The organism is Micromonospora sp. DT46 (assembly GCF_049841735.1).
GTDB lineage: Bacteria > Actinomycetota > Actinomycetes > Mycobacteriales > Micromonosporaceae > Micromonospora > Micromonospora reichwaldensis.
The window spans coordinates 300,350-319,903 of record NZ_JBNCKW010000007.1 but is presented as its reverse complement, the minus strand read 5'-3'; the positions used below and the strand labels follow the sequence as shown (position 1 = coordinate 319,903).

General features: G+C 68.1%; 12 protein-coding genes and 3 pseudogenes. 8 read left to right on the top strand and 7 right to left on the bottom strand.

Annotated features, from left to right (window positions below; genetic code table 11):
* Nucleotides 1–4 precede the first annotated feature (4 nt).
* Nucleotides 5–808 carry a 4'-phosphopantetheinyl transferase family protein gene (locus ACLQ20_RS21335; RefSeq protein WP_425857411.1) on the top strand — a complete coding sequence of 268 codons (804 nt, stop codon included), beginning with the start codon at nt 5–7 and terminating at the stop codon, nt 806–808.
* A gap of 234 nt (nt 809–1,042) precedes the next feature.
* On the opposite strand, the pseudogene ACLQ20_RS21330 reads toward ACLQ20_RS21335, so the two are convergent.
* Nucleotides 1,043–1,231, bottom strand: a pseudogene (locus tag ACLQ20_RS21330) (transposase); the annotation flags it as partial.
* A gap of 1,313 nt (nt 1,232–2,544) precedes the next feature.
* Here ACLQ20_RS21330 and ACLQ20_RS21325 point away from each other — a divergent pair.
* Nucleotides 2,545–4,011, top strand: coding sequence for an endo-1,4-beta-xylanase (locus tag ACLQ20_RS21325; protein ID WP_151452339.1), 1,467 nt, complete (start codon nt 2,545–2,547; stop codon nt 4,009–4,011).
* 194 nt (nt 4,012–4,205) lie between these two features.
* A complete protein-coding gene (locus ACLQ20_RS21320) occupies nt 4,206–5,588 on the top strand; it encodes an RICIN domain-containing protein (RefSeq protein ID WP_425857410.1) in 1,383 nt (460 codons plus the stop codon).
* 103 nt (nt 5,589–5,691) lie between these two features.
* Here ACLQ20_RS21320 and ACLQ20_RS21315 read toward each other — a convergent pair whose 3' ends face one another.
* On the bottom strand, nt 5,692–6,138 hold the full coding sequence (locus ACLQ20_RS21315) for an FCD domain-containing protein (protein WP_425857409.1): 447 nt from the start codon (nt 6,136–6,138) through the stop codon (nt 5,692–5,694).
* Nucleotides 6,139–6,202: 64 nt separating this feature from the next.
* Here ACLQ20_RS21315 and ACLQ20_RS21310 point away from each other — a divergent pair, with 64 nt between their 5' ends.
* From ACLQ20_RS21310 to ACLQ20_RS21290, 5 genes and pseudogenes are all read left to right on the top strand, one after another.
* Nucleotides 6,203–6,937 carry an HAD family hydrolase gene (locus ACLQ20_RS21310; protein ID WP_327028949.1) on the top strand — a complete coding sequence of 245 codons (735 nt, stop codon included), beginning with the start codon at nt 6,203–6,205 and terminating at the stop codon, nt 6,935–6,937.
* Nucleotides 6,938–7,183: 246 nt separating this feature from the next.
* Nucleotides 7,184–7,765 carry a DinB family protein gene (locus ACLQ20_RS21305; protein ID WP_425857407.1) on the top strand — a complete coding sequence of 194 codons (582 nt, stop codon included), beginning with the start codon at nt 7,184–7,186 and terminating at the stop codon, nt 7,763–7,765.
* Nucleotides 7,749–8,183: pseudogene (locus ACLQ20_RS21300) on the top strand (transposase); the annotation flags it as partial. The gene ACLQ20_RS21305 and the pseudogene ACLQ20_RS21300, both read left to right, overlap by 17 nt.
* A gap of 91 nt (nt 8,184–8,274) precedes the next feature.
* A pseudogene (locus tag ACLQ20_RS21295) lies at nt 8,275–8,774 on the top strand (X2-like carbohydrate binding domain-containing protein).
* Between the two features lie 636 nt (nt 8,775–9,410).
* A complete protein-coding gene (locus ACLQ20_RS21290; RefSeq protein WP_425857406.1) occupies nt 9,411–10,808 on the top strand; it encodes a hypothetical protein in 1,398 nt (465 codons plus the stop codon).
* Nucleotides 10,809–10,883: 75 nt separating this feature from the next.
* On the opposite strand, the gene ACLQ20_RS21285 is transcribed toward ACLQ20_RS21290, so the two are convergent.
* From ACLQ20_RS21285 to ACLQ20_RS21265, 5 genes are all read right to left on the bottom strand, one after another.
* Nucleotides 10,884–11,147 (bottom strand): phosphopantetheine-binding protein, encoded by a 264-nt coding sequence (locus ACLQ20_RS21285; protein ID WP_425857404.1) that lies wholly within the window; start codon nt 11,145–11,147, stop codon nt 10,884–10,886.
* Between the two features lie 166 nt (nt 11,148–11,313).
* Nucleotides 11,314–12,837 carry an AMP-binding protein gene (locus tag ACLQ20_RS21280; protein WP_425857402.1) on the bottom strand — a complete coding sequence of 508 codons (1,524 nt, stop codon included), beginning with the start codon at nt 12,835–12,837 and terminating at the stop codon, nt 11,314–11,316.
* Nucleotides 12,827–14,239: a methylaspartate mutase gene (locus ACLQ20_RS21275; RefSeq protein ID WP_151452332.1), complete on the bottom strand. Its 1,413-nt coding sequence runs from the start codon at nt 14,237–14,239 to the stop codon at nt 12,827–12,829. The genes ACLQ20_RS21280 and ACLQ20_RS21275 overlap by 11 nt, the downstream gene beginning before the upstream one ends.
* A complete protein-coding gene (locus tag ACLQ20_RS21270) occupies nt 14,226–14,711 on the bottom strand; it encodes a cobalamin-dependent protein (RefSeq protein WP_151452331.1) in 486 nt (161 codons plus the stop codon). Before ACLQ20_RS21270 ends, ACLQ20_RS21275 begins: the two co-directional genes overlap by 14 nt.
* 98 nt (nt 14,712–14,809) lie before the next feature.
* On the bottom strand, nt 14,810–18,589 hold the full coding sequence (locus tag ACLQ20_RS21265) for an amino acid adenylation domain-containing protein (RefSeq protein ID WP_425857399.1): 3,780 nt from the start codon (nt 18,587–18,589) through the stop codon (nt 14,810–14,812).
* Nucleotides 18,590–19,554 lie beyond the last annotated feature (965 nt).

The following is a 19,554-nucleotide window of genomic DNA, read 5'->3' as shown; positions in this document are numbered from 1 at the left end:
CCCGGTGACGGCTGGAGACCTCGGAGCACCGCCGGCGACCGCCGTGCTGCCCGCCGCGCCGGACGGCCCGCCGCCCGCTACCGTCCCGGGCCCGCCGAAGGTGCCCGCGGCCGGACAGCCGCACACCTGGTGGGTGCCGGTCCGGCCAGGTGGCGGTCGCGTCGACCTGCTCGACCCGGCAGAGCGCCTCCGGGCCGAGGACCTGCTCGGCTCGCCGGCGCGGGACGTCTTCGTGACCTCCCGCGCGGCCCAGCGCCGGTTGGGCTCCCGCTATCTCGGCGTACCGCCGGCCCAGGTGCGCATCGACCGCGACTGCCAGTACTGCGCGGGGACGCACGGCCGGCCTAGGTTCGCTGATTCCCGGGTCGACTACTCCGTCTCGCACACCGAGGACTGGGTGCTGCTGGCGGTGGCCGGAGTCGGCCTGATCGGGGTGGACGTCGAGCGGTCGAGCCCGGACCGGGACACCGACGGTCTCGCCGCGGTCGCGCTGACCGCCAATGAACGGGCGCTGTTCGCCCGGGTGCCCCCCGCCGATCGGCCCGGCTGGTTCCTGACCGCCTGGACGCGCAAGGAAGCGGCGATGAAGTTGACGGGATTCGGGCTGCGGGCACCGCCCGGCCAGCTGGACGTGAGCGGGCCGACGGTCACCGTGGGCAGCGTTCCCGGCTGGCCGCGCATCCCTGTCCATCTGCACGACCTGCCTGCCCCGGCCGGTCACGCGGCGGCGCTTGCCAGCACCGTTCCGGTCCGCGCGGTGCGGTCCTTCCCGGTGCCCGGCGAGCGTGCTTTCCGGGCCACCGGATGACGACGGCCACGGTGGAGGACGATCAGGGCGGCGGGGCGGGGCAGGCGACCACCCGACGCCCGGCTGCCGTCCGGAAAGTCGGCGGCGCTTCTCCAGCCATTGCCGCCTGGATCTCGGCGCTCCGGTCCGGATCGTCACGCAACTCGCCGACACGTCAACCAGGCCAAGGGCGATCGGGGTCGGCTCGGTGTCGTCGGTGTCGTGTTGGTCGGTGTCGACGGTAATCAGGCGGGCTTTGGCCAGTAGTTCCAGGCCCGAGTAACGGCGGCCTTCAGTCCATTCGTCGGTCTGCTCGGCAAGGACGGCGCCGACGAGGCGGATGATCGCCGGCCTGTCGGGGAAGATCCCGACGACGTCGGTGCGGCGGCGGATCTCCTTGTTCAACCGCTCCTGCGGGTTGTTCGACCTGATCTGCCGCCAGATCACGCGGCGGCCGTCTCCGATCTACGCAACACGCCCATCACGGGCCAGTCGTACACCACTCCGTTGGACGCGACGGAACCACCTTCTTGTCGGCACCGGCCATGAGCGCCATCGTGGCTGCTCCGTGGCGCAGGTCGTGGGGGCGAACCGGCGGAATATCGTCGCGTCTCACCAGCCGCTTAACCTCTATCCCTCAAGCTCTGGCCTCCAGGCTACGAGGGGAAGGGCAGCCACCCTCTTATCGGAGTTTTGGCCGTGGCGTTCGTGCGCACACCTCTGCCCTGATCCGCATCAACCCGGTCCCGAATCTCGACGGGCATCGATAACTTCTGGCAGCACGACGGCCCGCCGCTGGCGCGCTGCTTCGCCTCCTCGCGGGAGGTGTGCTGACGCCGCGCCGCCCCGGTGATACCCGATTTGAGGGTTCCCCACGGATCTCTCGCCGACATCGCAGAACTCTCAACAGCGTTGTTCAACGATACGGTTGAAGTCATGACTCTCGCTGTCCAGGACACCGCCCACGTCGTCGGCGCGGCCAACGTCATGAGGCTGCTGCCGACGCGGCCGCGGCTGCTCGCCCTGGGACGTCCGCAGCGGTGATCGCGTCCCGCACCTGGGATCGGCTCATTGGGGGGACGAACACCATGCCGTCCCGGGCCGCCTGGGCGGTCTCCTCGGTGATCAGCGCGTCCAGCGCACCGGATCGCGCGGTCAGAACCTGACGCACGCCCGCAGCGCGTCAGGGCGCAGCGCGGAACTCGCCGTTCGGCCGGGGTCATGATATCGCTAACATGACTTGACATCGATTCCCTGACCGAGGTTGCCGGCCCGGGCACCCAGTCGGGATGTCGCGGTCCGGCGGGGCTGACGCCGGCTTCTCGCTCCCCGAACCCGATCTCGCGGACGTGCGCCCCCGGCGATGCGCGCCGCGCCCGGCGCGCTCCGACTGTGCCCCGGAGGTGTGGGCATTGCGGCGCCGGCACGTATTGACGAACGGGATGTTATCGCTCACTCTCGATGTCGAGGATGACGGCACCTGTGGCTCACCGGGCGAGCCCGCTGGCCGAACCTCGCGTCCAGGGCATCCCCAGGGGTGCACGGACGTCGCGTCAGGACCATCAGCAGCTGTGTGCGACAGCCGGTCGGACTGCCCGTGCCAGCGCGGACCGACCGACGACGACCGGCGGAGCGGCACCTGGGCGGCGTCGCCACCCACCCGTCTGACCGTCCGCGAGCCGCGTCCGCCGTCCCGGACCGGCTTGCCCGAGCGAACCGGCACATCACCACCACCGGATTCACTGGGAAGGAATGCCATGAGATCCAAGAGAACCCTGCTGTCGACGATGGCCCTCGCCGTCGCGTTGACCGCGGGTACGACGGTGGCGCTGGCCCCGACGGCCAGTGCCGGAACGACCCTGAAAGCGTCCGCCGCCGAGAAGGGTCGCTACTATGGCGCGGCCGTCGCGACGGGCAAGCTCTCCGACAGCCAGTACGTTGGCATTCTCAACCGCGAGTTCAACAGCGTTGTCGCCGAGAACGAGATGAAGTGGGACGCCACCGAGCCGCAACAGGGTCGGTTCAGCTATACGGGCGGTGATCGTCTCGTCAGTCACGCTCGGGCCAACGGCATGAGCGTGCGGGGTCACGCCCTGCTCTGGCACGCGCAGCAGCCGGGTTGGGCGCAGAGCCTCTCCGGTAGCGCGTTGCGCAACGCCGCGATCAACCACGTCACCCAGGTCGCCACCCATTTCCGGGGCCAGATCCACTCCTGGGACGTGGTGAACGAGGCGTTCGCCGACGGTGGCAGCGGCGGTCGGCGTGACTCCAACCTGCAGCGCACGGGCAACGACTGGATCGAGGCGGCGTTCCGCGCCGCCAGGGCGGCCGATCCCGGCGCGAAGTTGTGCTACAACGACTACAACACCGACGGCGTCAATGCGAAGTCGACCGGTATCTACAACATGGTGCGGGACTTCAAGTCCCGGGGCGTGCCGATCGACTGCGTCGGGTTCCAGTCCCACCTGGGAACCTCGATCCCGGGGGACTACCAGGCCAACCTGCAGCGCTTCGCCGACCTCGGCGTCGACGTCCAGATCACCGAACTCGACGTCATGAAGGGCTCCAACCAGGCCAACATCTTCGCCACGGTCACCCGCGCCTGCCTGGCCGTCGCGCGCTGCAACGGCATCACGGTCTGGGGGGTGCGGGACAGCGACTCCTGGCGCGGCGACGACGACGCCCTGCTGTTCGACCGGTCGGGCAACAAGAAGGCGGCGTACGACGCCGTTCTCAACGCCCTCAACGCCGGCACCAACCCGCCCACCACGCCTCCGCCGGGCTCCCCGGTAGACACCAGCGCCTGGTACGTGCTGGTGAACCGGAACAGCGGCAAGGCGTTGGACGTCTACAACCTCGCGACCAACGACGGCGCCCGGATCACCCAGTGGTCCCGCAACAACGGCAACCAGCAGCAGTGGCAGTTCGTGGACTCCGGCGGCGGCTACTACCGGGTGAAGTCCCGGCTCTCCGGCAAGGTGCTGGACGTCTACAACTTCTCCGGCTCCGACGGTGCGGCGATCGTGCAGTGGAGCGACGGCAACGGCACGAACCAGCAGTTCCGCCTCGCCGAGTCGGCCGGGGGTTACCTGCGCCTGGTCAACCGCAACAGCGGCAAGGCCGTGGAGGTGCAGGGCGGGTCCACCGCCGACGGGGCGAACATCGTTCAGTACACCGACTGGGGCGGCAACAACCAGCAATGGCAGCTGATCCGCATCGGGTAGCTGGTCCTCCGTTCGGTGGCGCGGACAGCATCCGTTCGCGCCACCGCAGGCGGGCAACCGGCCAGGGACGTGCGCCGGTGGCCGCATCGCGCCCGTACGACGAACACCGTGCTGACGCCACCAGACGTCGGCACGCACGCCAGGCCACCCGCATGCGTTCCGCTCGCGGGTGACCCCGACCAGAGGAGTGGACCATGAATGCCATCGGTGCGGGTCGTCGCGCCCTTCCACCGAGACATCGCTGGCGGTCAGGGCTGGCCGCGACGGCTGCGGCGGTCATCGCGGCCAGCACGTTGGTCGCCGTGGACGCGGCCCCCGCGGCTGCGGCGACCGTGGACACCAGCGCCTGGTACGTCTTGCTGAACAGGAACAGCGGCAAGGCGCTGGACCTGTACGCCTCGGCCACCAACGACGGTGCGCGGATCAGCCAGTGGACGCGGAACGACGGGGCGAACCAGCAGTGGCAGTTCCTGGACTCAGGTGGCGGCTACTACAGGCTGAAGTCCCGGCACTCCGGCAAGGTCCTCGATGTGCACAACTGGTCGACCGCCGACGGCGGAGCGATCGTGCAGTGGTCCGACACCAACGCGACGAACCAGCAGTTCCGGCTCGCGGACTCGGACGGCGGTCACGTCCGGCTGATCAGCCGGCACAGCGGCAAGGTCGTGGAGGTGCAGGGTGCCTCCACCGCCGACGGTGGGAACATCGTGCAGTACTCCGACTGGAACGGCGCCAACCAGCAGTGGCAGCTTGTCCGGGCGGGCAGCGACGATCCGCCACCGGGAGGCACCGGGTGCGGTAGGGCACCGACGCTGTCCAGCGGCACGCACACGATTCAGAGCAACGGCAAGAGCCGCTCCTTCATCCTGCGGGTGCCCACCAACTACAACAGCAACAACCCCTACCGGCTGATCTTCGCGTTCCACTGGCGCGGCGGCACCATGCAGGAGATATCCTCGGGCGGCACCAGCGGGACGGCCTGGTCCTACTACGGGCAGCAGGAGCAGTCGAACAACAGCGCGATCTTGGTCGCGCCCCAGGGAATTGGCAACGGCTGGGGCAACGCCGGCGGTGAGGACGTCACCTTCGTCGACGACATGATCAGACGGATCGAGAGTGACCTCTGCGTCAACCCGAGGCAGCGGTTCGCCCTCGGCTTCAGTTGGGGCGGCGGCATGAGCTATGCGCTCGCCTGCGCGCGGGCTACCGTCTTCCGGGCGGTCGCGGTCATCTCCGGCGCACAGATCAGCGGGTGCAGCGGCGGTACGCAGCCCATCGCGTACTTCGGGCTGCACGGCATCTCGGACAACGTCCTGAACATCTCGCAGGGGCGGTCGTTGCGCGACACGTTCGTCCGGAACAACGGTTGCGCCGCCCAGAACCCGCCCGAGCCGGGGCCGGGCAGCCGTACGCACATCACGACCGCCTACTCCGGCTGCAGGGCCGGCTACCCGGTCCAGTGGGCCGCGTTCGACAACGGTCACATGCCCGGACCGGTGGACGGGACGTACGCCGAGAGTGGCGTCACCACCTGGACCAAGGGTGAGATCTGGAGGTTCTTCGCGCAGTTCTCGTGACGCAGACGGGTCAGGCGGCGCTGGCCCGCGCGACGCGGGGGCCGGCGCCGCCTGACGTCGGGCCGGGATGGCGAGGATCCTGAGCGCCGGCCTCCTGGCCGGGTCAGCGTTGCAGGCGGGTCGGCTTGCCCGAACCGCTGCGGCGGACCAGCCAGGCCTCGGTGATGTGGGTGAACATGGCCTCGGCCGCGCCGTCCGGGTCGTGCGCGGCGATGCGCTCGTAGATGCGCCGGTGGCCGCGGTTGGACGCCACGCACAGGGAGCGTTCGGTCCGGCCCATGTAGCGGGCGGTGTTGATGACCTGGCTCTCCAGCGCCTGTACGACACCGCGAGCGATGCGGTTCCCGGACGCCTGCATGACCGTCGCTGATCGGTCGGCGATGAAGGTGCTCCAGTGGGCGCCCGGACTGCGATTGAGCATCAGGGAGCGCCACGGGCTGATTGTGTTTCCGCGGATCCACAAGGCGTCTTCAAGGTGGCAAAGGAAGGTCTTGTCCGGCTGCCGGTCGAGTGGTCGGTGATGCCCTGGTCCGGTTACGGGGAAATCCATGGACCATGACCCGCGATACCGTGAGCGCCGTGCGGACAGCGGTCGACTTCCAGGGAGTCGTGTGATGACGATGCGGGTGAAAGCCGTCCTGCTGGACCTGGACGGCACTCTGCTGGACCACAAGGGTGCCGCGGAGAAGGCGTTCCTCGCCGCCTGCCTGCAATGGCTTCCCGACCTCGACGAGGAGGCGCGGTACGAGGCTCACACGGAGTGGCAGCGGCTGGAGGCCGTCCACATGCGGGCGTACTTGGACAAGACAATGACCTTCCAGGAACAACGGCGGGCTAGGCTCCGCGGTGTGCTGTCCGCCTACGGCCGAGAAACCGGAGCCGTGAGCGACGACCAAGCCGATGACCTCTTCACGCTCTACCTGCGCCACTATGAGAATTCCTGGGCAGCGTATAGCGACGTCCCGGAGGTGATGCGTTTCCTCGGCGGGGCACCCGCCGGTGTGGCGGTGTTGAGCAACGGCGATCGCGCGCAGCAGGAAGCTAAACTGGCCTCGCTCCGTCTCCCCTCGACGCCACCGCTGTTCACGCCCTCCGACGTCGGTGCTTCGAAGCCGAATCCCACAAGCTTCCTCGGCGCCTGCGAGCGGATGGGCTGGGAACCCTCCGAGGTTCTGTACGTCGGTGACGATCTTCAGGGCGATGCCTTAGCCGCCGCCGCCGCGGGATTACGGGGATGCTGGCTGGACCGGCAGCAGACGTACGGGGCCGCGGCGCCCGAGGGCATCCTTCGCGTACACAGCCTGTTCGACCTTGCGACGGCCGACCTCTTCGACCGGAGCGCGGCCTAGCTGTGCTGTCCAGGGACGTGGCGGAGCAGTACCCGAAGTCGAGATGAAAGTGCTCCGGTTCGCCTCTGTCGGGGGCGGGCCGGCACTAAGGCGTGTTTCGTAAGAGGTTGTCTCACGTGGCAAGTCTCGCGAGCTTCTTGTAGCAGGTCAGGGCGGTGGCCATGGCCAGGCCTCGGCTCTGCCGGTCGTTGCGGACCACGTACGGGATCTTGAGACCACGAGTAGCCCATGGCAGGCTCATGCCGCATGATTGATGATTTCGCGAAAGCCAACCTGCACGGGAGACTGCGGCGGGACCGCAAGGCGCTGCTCTGGAAACTCGACGGCTTGTCCGAATACGACGCCCGCCGACCTTTGACAGCGACCGGGACCAACCTCCTCGGCCTGGTCAAACACGTGGCCACCGTCGAGGCCAGGTACTTCGGCGAGGTCTTCGGCCGCCCTTCCCCGGAACCGCTGCCCCGGTGGCAGGACTCCAACGGCAGCGATCTGTGGGCGACCGAGGACGAGACCCGCGATCAGATCATCGCGTTCTACCGGCGCATGTGGGAACACTCGGACGCGACGATCACCGCGCTTCCCCTCGACGCCCCCGGCCACGTGCCGTGGTGGCCGGAGCCTTATGCCGACACGAACCTGTTCGCCATCATGGTCCATGTCCTCGGCGAGTCCATCCGGCATGCCGGGCACGCCGATATCCTGCGCGAGGGCCTCGACGGCCGGACCGGGTTGCGCGCCGAACACGAGAACCAGATCGACGAGGAAGCCCGTGCAGCCTACTGCGCGAAGATCGAGCAGGCCGCCAGGTCAGCTGACGAGGCGGCATGACCTGACCGACGGGCAGTGGGCTGTTCTGGCTCCGCTGCTGCCTCCCGCGCCAAAAACAGGTCGTCCGCTGAAGTGGGAGAAACGACAGCTCATTGATGGATCCGGTGGCGGATCCGCATCGGCGCCCCATGGCGGGATGTCCCGGCTGAGTCCGCGCCGTGGCCCACCGTCTACGGCCTGTTCCGCCGGTGGCAGCGGGACGGGACCTGAGGACAAGATCCTGTCGGCGTTGCAGACCGCGGGCGATGCGCAGGGCCGGATCGGTTGGACAGTGAGCGTGGACTCGATGACCAGCCGCGCCCACCAACACGCCGCCAGCGCCCGCATCGACGGGCATCTGCAAAAGGAACCGCCAGGTGGCGTGCACGACGAGCCGGCCGATCATGCGCTGGGCCGCTCGCGGGGCGGGCTGACCACCTAGACTCACCTGGCTCGCGAGCAGGGGCAGAAGGTGCGCGATCCCGGCGAAGTCGCTGACGCTGAACCTCAACGGCCTGACCTTCCAGGGGTTGTGGCAGGGGAGCACGGCGCTGGCGAACGGTGCCGACCACACCGTCTCCGGCAACACGCTCACGCTCACCCCGGCCGCGCTCACCCGGCTGGCCGGCAACCGGGCGTACGGCGTCAACGCCAGCATCGAGGCCCGCTTCTCGGCGGGGGTGCCGTGGCGGATCGACGTCGTCACCTCCGACCCGCCGACCCAGGCTGCCGCGACGGGGACGACGCAGTCGTTCGCCGTCCCGACCCAGTTCCGCGGCGACCAACTGCCGCCATGGAGGCGAAGTACGCCGACGGCAGTCCCGCCGGACCGGCGGACTGGACCCCGTACGAGGAGTTCTGGCAGCACTTCCAGCCCGACTACGCCGCGTCGACGATCCTTCTCAAGCCCGAGTTCTTCGCCGAGGTCGACGATGGCGCCGTCACCCTCACGTTCCACTTCTGGAGCGGCGCGCGGACCACGTACCGCATCACCAAGACCGGCACCACGGTGACCGGCAGCACCCCCTGACGTCCGGCGGCGCCGCGGCCAGGCAGGCCGCGGCGCCGCCGCCATCCTCATGACGCTCGTCGTGGCGATCTTCATCGGCGGCCTCATCCCACTCTCATCGTCGCCTCCGCCCTCGGTGACCACGCCCGCTGGCCGGCGGCGCGACGGAGTGCCCAGCCGCCCGCCGTCGTGCCCGCGTCGGCGAGGCTTTCGCCGGCGTGCGGCAACAGGCGGCGGGGTTGCCCGGACCGGGCCGGACTCGGTCGTGCTCATGTCGGCAGCGAGCTGATGGGCGGCAACCCGGTGCGGGAACCCGGGGACCGACAACTCCCTCGTTGCCAAACAGGCAGTTATGGCTGATCATGGCCTTGATCACTCGTCGACCGCTGGCAGCGGCTCCTTCCAGCCCTCGGGTTCGACCTCTTCGTGATGTCGGAGCCAAGGAGGAACCGAGTCCTTCCACTCCGTCGACAGCCACCTTCGACCAGGCGACCCGTTCCCGGTCGCTGTCAACTCCTGCACGCCGATCACCGCTTGCTGCGCCAGTTGGAGGCAGACCATGCCCTGCTCCTGTCAGCCTGGACGGCCGACGCCGAGCCGCTCCTGCCACGGCACGCCGCACCACCTGCGCGCCGCGACCAGGGCAGGGGGCGCCTGATGGGCTCCACCGGCCCGGTGTTCCTTCCCGACCCCGCCGCGGACTATCTGAGGGCGGTCGGAGCCGGCAAGCTGCCGGCCGACCTGCCAGCCGATCACGCGGTCGCGGTGCTGGGGCCGGAACTCGCGGCGCGCACCTTCCCGCGCCCGATGTTCGTCGCGGAGCGTGAGATCGCTTCGTTCTACGCCGACTTCGAGGTGTTGCTCGATGTCGTCGGCAGGCTGCCCGATCTTCTCGCCGGCGGCAGCCTGGCCGCGTTCGGCGCGCTGACCGACGCGCCGGCGGCGATCCGCCCGATGCTCGTCGACACCGACCTGCCACGCCTCGTCCGGTACGGCCGCGCCGACCTGATCCACGACGGCACCGGCTTCAAGGTGATCGAGCTGGGCCTGAGCACCGCGGTCGGCGGGGTGCGGCGGGCACCTCTGGCTGCCGCGATCCTGGCCGACCCACGATTCAGTTCCTTCGCCGAGCGACACGGACTACGTCACCTCGATTCCGTCACCGGCCTGGTCGACGTGTTGGACGCGGCGGCGCCGGCGCAGGAAGCCGGAAAGCCGGGCGAGCTCAGGGAGGTGCTGATGGTCGAAGCGACCGGGGCACTCGCGGAGTGGGCCGCCGCATGGCAGCCGATGGCCGAGCGGATCGAGACGCGACCCTTCCGGACTCGGCTGGCAGAAATCGCCGATCTGTCGAAACCCGATGGGACCATCGCCGACGGTGTCACCGGAGCCAGCGCGATCCTGCGGCTGTTCAACCTGGAGGAACTCGCCGCCGAGCCGGAACCGGCGATCGCCTGGCGGCGGCTGCACCCCGCAGCGGACGACACCATGCCGCCGGTGGTCACCGTACCGGCGCATGACGTGTTCAACAGCAAGTCCTGCCTCGCCCTGGTGCAGCTGCCCGCGGTGCAGGGCGCGCTGACCGAGGCCGAACGCGCTGCGTTGCGCCGGATCCTGCCCCAGGCGACCCGCATCGACGCGTCGTACGACCTGACCGGTCTGATCCGCGACCGGTCCGACAACATCCTCAAACCGACCACGCTGGCCCGGGGGGAGGGCACGGTGGCCGGCTGGACGGTCGACGACACGACGTGGCGCGCCGCGCTCACCACGGCGGCCAGGGACGGCCGGTACATCGTGCAGCGGCGGGTGGTGCCCCGGATCGAACCGGGCTACGACGAGCAGGGCGGCCCGGTGCGAGACTGGCACGCGGTGTGGGGGCTGCACTACGGACCGGCCGGGCTCACCGGTCTCACCTCCCGACTGGTCAGGGACCCGAGCACCGTCATCCGCGGCACCACCGAACGAGGCACCCTGCTCGCGCCGGTGCTCCTCAACTCCGGCTCTCAAACGCCGAGCGGTGACCGCCGTGGGACAGCCACCGCTGGAAGCTGACTCCCGCCGTTGTCGGGCCGCTGGCCGAGGCGCTGTCCGACGAGGACAGGGCCGGAGCGGCGGCGCTGGGCGTCCTCACGAGCGCTCGCTCCGGGCGACGCCCTCCTGTTCGGCGATGAGCTCACAGACGTCCGCGACAGTCGGATTGCGGAAGAAGTCACGGAGCCTCAGGTCGACCGCCAATTCGACGTTGATCCTCGTCACGACCTCAGCCGCGAGCAACGAGTGGCCACCGACGTCGAAGAAGTCGTCCGTCACCGAAACGGTCTCGATGTCGAGACACTCGGCGAACAGGGCGCACATCGACTCCTCCAGCGACTTCCGCGCAAGTTGATCCATGGGCATCAGATTCTCCAGAAGAAGTAGAAGGGACAAACTCGGGCTCTGCCCGGCTGCTCGCCGCTGAGGCCACCACTCGGGCGGGCGGTCACCCGAAGAGAAACGCACTCCATCCTGTCGGCTGGAGTCATCGCCTTCCCGTTCGCCATGCTCCGGACGGCCGAACTCAGCGCGCGAACCTCTTCTGCAGCAGTCCCGCGCAGGCCGTTCGGTCGGTCTTGCCGCGATCGTTCACCGGAAGGCCGTCCAAGGTCGCGATGCGCGTAGGGATCATGTATTCGGGCAGGTGGGGGCGAAGCAGGTTGCGTAGTTCACGCCCTGACGGAACGTCACCGGTGCAGACGGCGGCGAGCTCCAGCTGCCCGTCGAGATGCACGACCGCGTGGACGATCGCGTCATCGACCCCTGCCCACATCCGCATGGCGCTTTCAATCTCGGGTATCTCGATCCGGTATCCGCGGATCTTGACCTGGTGGTCAAGGCGGCCCAGGTGAACGAGGATTCCATTTTCGAGGGCGATCCGGTCGCCGGTGCGGTACCACGCCTCAGGCCCTGGTTCGGGGCGGTCGGACCCGGGTTGAGGAAGGGCGGGTTCGATGAACCGCCCCTCGTTGTCCTTGGCGTCGTGATAGCCGTGGAACCGCTGGGAGCCCCGTACCTGCAGCTCGCCGGATTCTGGGTCGATCTGAGAGTCCAGATGCGGGTACACCGCGCCGATCGGCACTGTTCCGTTGGATGTCGTCGGCCAGGCGCCGCGTTCCTTCGGTAGGCGGTATGACGTCATCGCCACCGTGAGCTCGGTCGGCCCGTAGAGGTTCTCCAACGTGCTGTTCGGCGCCGCCTCGGCCCATGCCTGCGCCTGGTTGAGCGTGAGCTGCTCCCCGCAGAACAGGCTCCAGCGCAGCGACGGCATGCATCCCGGAGACAGCAGCCGCGCTCGGGTGGCCATGGAAACCAGAGAGGGTACGCAGAACCAGTGCGTCAACCGGTGCTTGTTGACGAACTCGACCGGATCGTAGAGGTCGTCGGCCGACGGCACCACCAGAGCGGCGCCGGATCCCCAGGTGACGAACATGTCGAAGATCGACAGGTCGAACGTCAGGCTGAACATCTGCGAGTGTCGGCAGCCTGGTTCCATCCCGTAGCGGGCGACGTTGAGATCGATGAACGGGTCCACGTTGCCGTGCCTGATCGGCACGCCCTTGGGCCGGCCCGTCGAGCCCGAGGTGAACAGCAGATAGGCGAGGTCGTCAGGATCGCCCGTCCAGTCAGGCAAGCTGTCCCGCGACGCAGATCCGGCAGCGATGTCCGATGCCGAAGGCGACCCGATGCGTACGACACGGGCCGGGAGCGCGTCCAGGAGTGCGGCGTCCGCCGTGTCGTCGGCGACGATGAAGTCCAGGCCGGCTGAGCGGGCGACCACGGCCAGGCGATCCACAGGATGGGCAGGGTCGAGCGGCACGACGACACCGCCGATCCGCAGCCCCGCGAGGTAGGCCGCGTAGGTCTCGACGGTACGCGTGGACAGCAGGCCGATTCGCGGCCGGTCGACGCCCTCGGCGAGCAGGCGGTGGCCGATGCTGCGGGAGATCCCGTCGAGCTCGGCATAGCTGAACTGCCGTCCGTCGGCGATCAGCGCGGGCTCGTCTGGATACTTCTCGACGCTCCGGATGAACCAGTCATGCAGCATACGTTTCCTCCGGATCAGCTCCCTGGGTTGCCGAATCAACCACAGTCGGCGCAAAGTCGAAATCCTGCTCGCCTGGCGGCTCAAGGAAGTAGTTGATGTCCGCCATCAGTAGTCGCATCCGGTCGTGATCGGTGACCGTGAGCCACCGGTCATCGAGCAGGCTGCGGTTTCGACGCATGACGTCCTCGGAGAAGGGAAGCCCACCCGCGTCCAGATAGCGGACCGCGCCGGCACGATCCCGACACGGCATGACGTTCGACCTCGCGTGCCTGCTCGCGCTGAAGGGAACGTCCAGGGAGCCGCGTTCGAATGCCGAGGAGATTGCCAGTGGAAGATTGGCGGCGCCGAGCAGTGGACCCACGATCTCATCCACCTCGCGCTCGATCCAGTGTTGCTCCTCCTCCAGGGCGTCCTCGTCGAGCCGGATGGCGCGGACGAATGGGGCGTTCGCGATCCGTGCGAGGCGCATGCCATGAACGTTCGCCGAGGCGTCCGGGATGCCGTAACCCTCCTGGATCGTCTTCGTGACCACCTTCGCCGCGCCGCCGAGCCTCGCGGTCAGGGCTCCCGCGAATATGAGTTGCTCGGCACGGGCGCGGCTCTTCGGAAAGACACCCATGAACTCGTGGAGCACCGGATGGACGTCGACTGACGAGGGTAGGTAGCGGCTCGCGAGAGACCGGATCGCGCGCAGCGCGGCCACATCCTGCACCAGGTTGCCGGCCTGCGGATACGCGATCGACACGCAGGTCACTCCGGCACGGGTGGCCATGACCGCTTCCAACACGCTGATCGCGAGACTGACCGACGGCGGCACGAGCACGCCGGTGAGGCTGCCGAACAGTTCACGGTCGACGACCACGCCCGCCTGAGCCAGCTCGCCGCACCTCGCGTCGATCTCCGCGTACGCGTCCAACGAGGCCGCGAGCGGCACGTCCTTGCAGTACGGCAGGTTGTACGATATCCCGCCGCCCTCGAAGGACGTTATTCCTGACGCGATCGTGGTTTCGAACAGTCGGTGCGGCAACGGAGAGCCATGGCGTACCTCCAGCGGGGCCGAGACCGCCTGGTTGAGGTCGCGTCCGCGCCGCCAACCATGCGTCACCAGCGGGTAGCCGTTCATTTCCTCAGGGGCGTTGGACAACGACGACAGCGCCCTGTCGAACTGGTTGAGCCGCGTGTAGGAGTCGATTGTCAGACTCAGGATGTCGGGGTGGGCGCCTTCTTCGAGGGCGAGCAGCAGGGCGCGCATCTGCTCATGACCGCCGACACCGCATCGCGGCTGAACCGCCACCAGGCCCTGGGCCTGCGCCGCCCTCAGGACATCGGAGACAGTGGGCTTGTCCAGCCCTTTGATGAAGCCGATCGAATCGGCAGCCGATGGAAGCTCATCGGTGTCCATCGGCTGTCTCCTCGATGCGTGGCGCACCCGAGAAGGCGGTCACCTCGCCGTCGGGTCGCCCCCGGAGTTGGTCGAGCACCGTGGGGATCGTGGACGGGTCGCGGAGGATGTGATCCACCCCCAGGGCGTAGAGGGCCGCCTCTTGGCTGATGTCGTCGGTCACGGCCACCGACAGGTTGCCCCCGACGATCACCGGGCAGGTGATCGCGCCGCGTTCCTTCGCCGCTGGCAGGTCGGCGAGATCCTGTCGTGCGTGTCCGTTGAGGCTGCCGACGAGCACCGCCTCCGCTTCAGGCCACCGGAGAAGCGCATCGCACATATCGGACACCGTCGTGCAGGCGCCGAGGTTCACCACGTTGAAGCCGCGGGACCTGAGCAAATAGGCTATGAGGTGGTTCGCGACGACGTGGGAATCGCTGGCCGCGACGCACAGGATGACGGTTCGCCTGCCGGGGCGGTAATCGCTTCTCATTCCTGACCGATTTCTATGTATCGAGGGGTCGACCGGTGCATCCGGCTGATTCGAGTCGAACATCGGTGCTGGACGGCAGCACCAAGCTCTATGGCCGTCTACGAGGGGTGGCGCTCCTCCACCAGCTGCACCCCCGAGAGCTGTGCTTTCGGGTCCCGCGCTCCGGCGGTGAGTAGCTGACGGAAGTGCAGAACCAACTCCTGTATCGCATCGCGGTCGAATATTTCGGTAGCGAACTCGGCGCGCAACGACCACCGTGTCGGCGAAACGGGGATCACCTCGACCATCAGGTCAAGCTTGGCAGTTCCGTTGTGAATGGACAGTTGTCGGACCTCCGTGCCGGCGAAGGTTACGGGGGCAGGCGTGACCGATTGAAGTGCGAAGGCGACTTGCGTGAAGGGCTGGCGGCTCCGGTCGCGGGGAGGGCTGAGCTCCTGCACGAGCCGAACGAAAGGCACGTCCGAGTTGCTGAACGCGCCGAGCGCCGATTGCCTCACCCGCTCCATCATCTCCACGAACGTCGGCGCGCCGCCGGTATGGACGCGCAGGACGACCGTGTTCATCAGGAGCCCCACGAGAGACTCCGTACCGGGATGATGGCGGCCCGCGACCGGCACGATCATCGCCACGTCGTCCTGGTCGGCGTATCGTGCCAGCAGTTCCTGGAACGCCGCGGCGACCGCCATGAAGAGCGTGCAGCCGTGATCCTCAGCCGTCGCACGGAGTTGGCCCATGAGGGGACCGGGCAGGTCGACCTCGACCCGATCGCCGCTCACCGGTCGCTGTTTCGGGCGCGGCCTGTCGGTGGGCAGGTCGAAGGGGACGTAGCCGGCGAGGGCTGAACGCCAGTAGTCCAGCTGGCGCGCCAGCCGTTCGCCGCTGAGCCATCGCTGGTACCACGCCGCGAACCCGGAGTACGTGACGTCGAGCGTCAGCAGTCGTGCCGGCCGCGATTCCACGACGCTGTCGTAGAGTTCGCTCAGCTCCTTGGTGAGGACACCGATCGACCAGTCGTCGCAGATGATGTGGTGCAGACAGAGCAGCAGAACATGCCTGTCAGGGCGAAGCCGAACCAGGCTGCCGCGCAGCAGGGGTGCGCGTTCGAGGTCGAAGGGTGTCCGCGCCACCAGGCGCATCTGCGCCTCCATAACCGCTGGGTCATTCCCCGTCGCATCGACCTCGTCGAGGCTGACGCTCACGTCGGGATGCACCCGCAGGGTGGAGACGCCACGGCTTTCCGGGAAGGACGTGCGCAACACCTCGTGCCGGCTCACCAGGAGGTGCAACGCCTGGTTCAGCGCGGCCACGTCTATCTGCCCCGTGAGCTCGTACGCCAGGGGAACGTTGTATATCGGTAGTTCGGGATACACCTGGTGCAGGAGCCACTGACCGCTTTGGGTGGGGGACAGGCCGCCGGCCGGCTGGCCTGCCGAATCCTCGGCGGCGACGGCCGGCTGGGCGGGGCTTTCCACCCTTGTCGCCCGCGCCGCCAGTGCTGACAGGACCGGATGGGCAAAGATGTCATCCAACCCGATCCGGACATGCTCCGCCGATTCCAGAAGGTGGACCACGCGCATCGCCGCGAGGGAATCGCCACCAAGCGCGAAGAAGTCGTCTGCGGACTCCACCACGTCCACCCCGAGCACCGTCTGCCACGCCCGCGCAATCCGCTGCTCGTCGACACTGAGGGGGGCGGGTTCGTCGCCGACGCGGTCGGCGTGATCGGCAACCGCCTTCACGTCGATCTTGCCGTTCGGCGTGAGCCGCATCTTCTCCACGATGACGATGCTGGCCGGCACCATGTACGACGGCAGCGCGGCGGCGCACATCTCCTGGAGGTGTCGAGCGGTGACCGGTTCCACCAGCGGGCGAGGCTGCACGTGGGCCACCAGGCGACGCCGTCCGTCCGGACGACCGACCACGCCTACGACGGCCCGATCCACCCCCGGATGGGTGTGCAGTACGTTCTCCACGTCACCGAGTTCGATCCGATGCCCGTTCACCTTCACCTGACGGTCACGGCGCCCGACGATCTCCAGCGTCCCGTCCACGCGGTATCGTCCGAGGTCCCCCGTCCGGTACAGGCGGGCGCCAGGGCGGCCGCCGAGGTGGTCGGGCACGAAGCGCTCAGCGGTGAGACCCGGTGACCTCACGTAGCCGCGGCCGACCCCGGAACCACCGAACACCACTTCGCCGACGACCCCGTACGGGACCGGTTGAAGATTCTCGTCGAGCACGTAGACGTCGATGTTGGGGTTGGGGCGCCCCAGAGGCGTGGTGCCTCGACCGCCTGCGGCGGCAACTGCGGTCGCATCCACGCAGCAACCGCCGACGGTGACCTCCGTGGCGCCGTACTGGCTCAGCACCGTCAGCCCCGCTGCCCGGGCCGCGAGGGACCTGACGACCTCCAGTCGCAGCGGTTCACCGCCGACGAACAGCGTCCTGGTGGCCAGTCCTCCGCCCCGCAGTCGAAGCTGCCCTTCGAGGACTTCGAGGTGCGACGGGGTGAGCCGGACGAAGTCGAAGTCGGCGTCGCCGGTGAGCGCGTCGACCACCTTGTCGATCCTCGCGCCGTCGGGCAGCAACACCACCTCCGCGCCCCTCATGAGGGGTACGAAGATGCACGGCACGGTGAAGTCGAAGCTCAGTCGGCTATGCACCAGGGTGCCCTGCCGATGGCCCGTGGGCAGCACGGAATCAGCCCACAGCAGGTAGTTCACGGCACTTCGGTGCTCGATCATCGAGCCTTTCGGCGTGCCGGTGGAGCCGGAGGTGAAGATGACGTACGCCAGATTGCGTGGGGCGGCGAGGGACTCCGGTCGGTCGCTCGGTTGTGCCCGCAGCTCGGTGGCATGCCGATCGACGTCCAGAACGGGAAGACCAGTCGGCACCAGAAGGTCAGCGGTGTCGGCATCCGTGATGGTCAGGCTGACACCGGCGGCCGCAAGAGTGGTCGCCGTCCGCTCCAGAGGCTGATCGCGGTCCTGCGGTACGTATGCTGCGCCAGCCTTGAGGATCGCCAGGATCGCGACGATCACTCTCGGCTCCCGCCCCAGGAGGATGCCCACCCGGCATTCCGGCCCGATCCCGCGCTGACGGAGCAGCCGAGCGAGTTTGTTGGCCTCACGCTCCAGCTCCCCATAGGTGAGCGTGGATTCACCACACGAGACCGCGAGGGCGTCCGGCACCTGATCCGCCTGCCTCTCGAACAGCTCGTGCAGGCACAGGTCGGGCGTGCTGGCTGCCCTGCCCCGGCCCCACTGCCGGGTGATCGTGGCGGTCTCGTCGGACGTCAGCAGGGTGAGAAGACGAGCAGGGGTGTGCGGATCAGCGTATGCGCTGCCCAGGAGAGTCATCAGGTGAGTGACCATGCGGCGGGTGGTGTCGCGGTCGAACAATTCGGGGTCGTAGCTGAGCCGACCGTCGAGACCGGCGGAGGTCGCGGTCATCGTCAGTCTGATCTCCGCCCGGAAGGTGCTCCCATCGGCCACGGGAGACTCCAACGGCTCGCCGTGGACCGTCGTCCCCTCGCCGTACCAGGCAAACACCGCGCGTGCCGTCTGGGTCCGAGATCCGGCTCGGTGTCCGCCGTCGCCCGGTTGTTCTGCCGGATTGCCAAGGAGGCACCCGAGCTCGGAGGCGTTTGCTCTGGCCAACGCGTCGAACCCCAGTGGCCCGGGATCGCCGCACTCGACGACGGTGCCTGGCTCCGTGGTGTGCTCGTGCGCCCTGGCTGACCCGACGGGCACACCCATGACACCCATGACGAATCGTCTCTGCCCGCTGTACCGGTGCAGCAGCAGGCGCCATGCGGTCTGGAGAACCACCCACCTGTCGGTCCCGACCCGACCAGCCAATGCGTCGACCTGTTCGGCCATGACTCCGGTGATGGCGAATGGCTCGTCCGCCCTACGGCTACCGGCAGCACGAGTACGCGGCCGGTCGGTTGGCAGTTCGAGGAGTGATTCGTCTCCTGGAACCCGGTCGGCTAACTCGGGCGATTGCTCAGTCACGGCCGCTCCTGTGGCAGAGATGGGTTGCGTTCTCTCCTCTGGCGTGGCGTGAAAGGAGAGGGATTGACCAGCAGGAGGAGGGATAACGGAGAGTAGGCAAGGGCGGGGGACGTGAGCCGCGCGGGGAGTGAATGCCGGGCCGGCAGCCCGCTCTAGACGCCACCAGGTCTGTAGGCATCAGCTGAGACCACCCATGCTGACCGTCTGGTCGAGGCCGCCGTCAGGATGGTCTGGAGGGCCACCCCACCCGGGATACCACGGACGGCCGAAGGTAAGACGTCGTGCATGCTTCGGCTCCTTGGGGGCAGCGCATAGACAGAGAATTAGTGATACTGTTGCGGAGCGGAATCGAGCGGCCACACGTCTGACGGTGTGCCTTCCGGCCCCTTGCGTCTGAAGACGGACAGATGCATGAATGGCTCCAGCCCTCGTGTGGATGGATGCCCGGGGAAAGGTATGCTGACCCGACGGCTTTCGCCGCGAGTAGGCGAGCGTTCATGTGATCGCAGCAAACAACCTCAAAAAATCAACTCACCATAAGGTGAGCGCCGCATCCGACTGCATGTATTAGTAGTCGGATGCCGCTTTACCATGTATTGCCCTCCTGGTGGGGGATCCTACGCACAGCGAGTGGATCAAAGCAACACCTTCGATCCTCACTTAGGGGTCGGTGGGCGGTGGGCACGCCGCAGGTCGACGCCGGCCTCACCAGGGCCGTCGCCGCGGCCCCCTCACCCTGCCCGTCGCCGTGACGACGACGGCGTCCTGCGCTGCGTCCTCGGCGACTGCACCCAGAGGATCTGCCGATCGCCACCGGTCTCACCATCGGT

Coding starts and splice junctions, on each gene's coding strand:
- ACLQ20_RS21325 (WP_151452339.1), top strand. CDS start 2,545: ATGAGATCCAAGAGAACCCTGCTGTCGACGATGGCCCTCGCCGTCGCG.
- ACLQ20_RS21320 (WP_425857410.1), top strand. CDS start 4,206: ATGAATGCCATCGGTGCGGGTCGTCGCGCCCTTCCACCGAGACATCGC.
- ACLQ20_RS21315 (WP_425857409.1), bottom strand. CDS start 6,138: ATGGATTTCCCCGTAACCGGACCAGGGCATCACCGACCACTCGACCGG.
- ACLQ20_RS21310 (WP_327028949.1), top strand. CDS start 6,203: ATGACGATGCGGGTGAAAGCCGTCCTGCTGGACCTGGACGGCACTCTG.
- ACLQ20_RS21305 (WP_425857407.1), top strand. CDS start 7,184: ATGATTGATGATTTCGCGAAAGCCAACCTGCACGGGAGACTGCGGCGG.
- ACLQ20_RS21290 (WP_425857406.1), top strand. CDS start 9,411: ATGGGCTCCACCGGCCCGGTGTTCCTTCCCGACCCCGCCGCGGACTAT.
- ACLQ20_RS21285 (WP_425857404.1), bottom strand. CDS start 11,147: ATGGATCAACTTGCGCGGAAGTCGCTGGAGGAGTCGATGTGCGCCCTG.
- ACLQ20_RS21280 (WP_425857402.1), bottom strand. CDS start 12,837: ATGCTGCATGACTGGTTCATCCGGAGCGTCGAGAAGTATCCAGACGAG.
- ACLQ20_RS21275 (WP_151452332.1), bottom strand. CDS start 14,239: ATGGACACCGATGAGCTTCCATCGGCTGCCGATTCGATCGGCTTCATC.
- ACLQ20_RS21270 (WP_151452331.1), bottom strand. CDS start 14,711: ATGAGAAGCGATTACCGCCCCGGCAGGCGAACCGTCATCCTGTGCGTC.
- ACLQ20_RS21265 (WP_425857399.1), bottom strand. CDS start 18,589: ATGGCCGAACAGGTCGACGCATTGGCTGGTCGGGTCGGGACCGACAGG.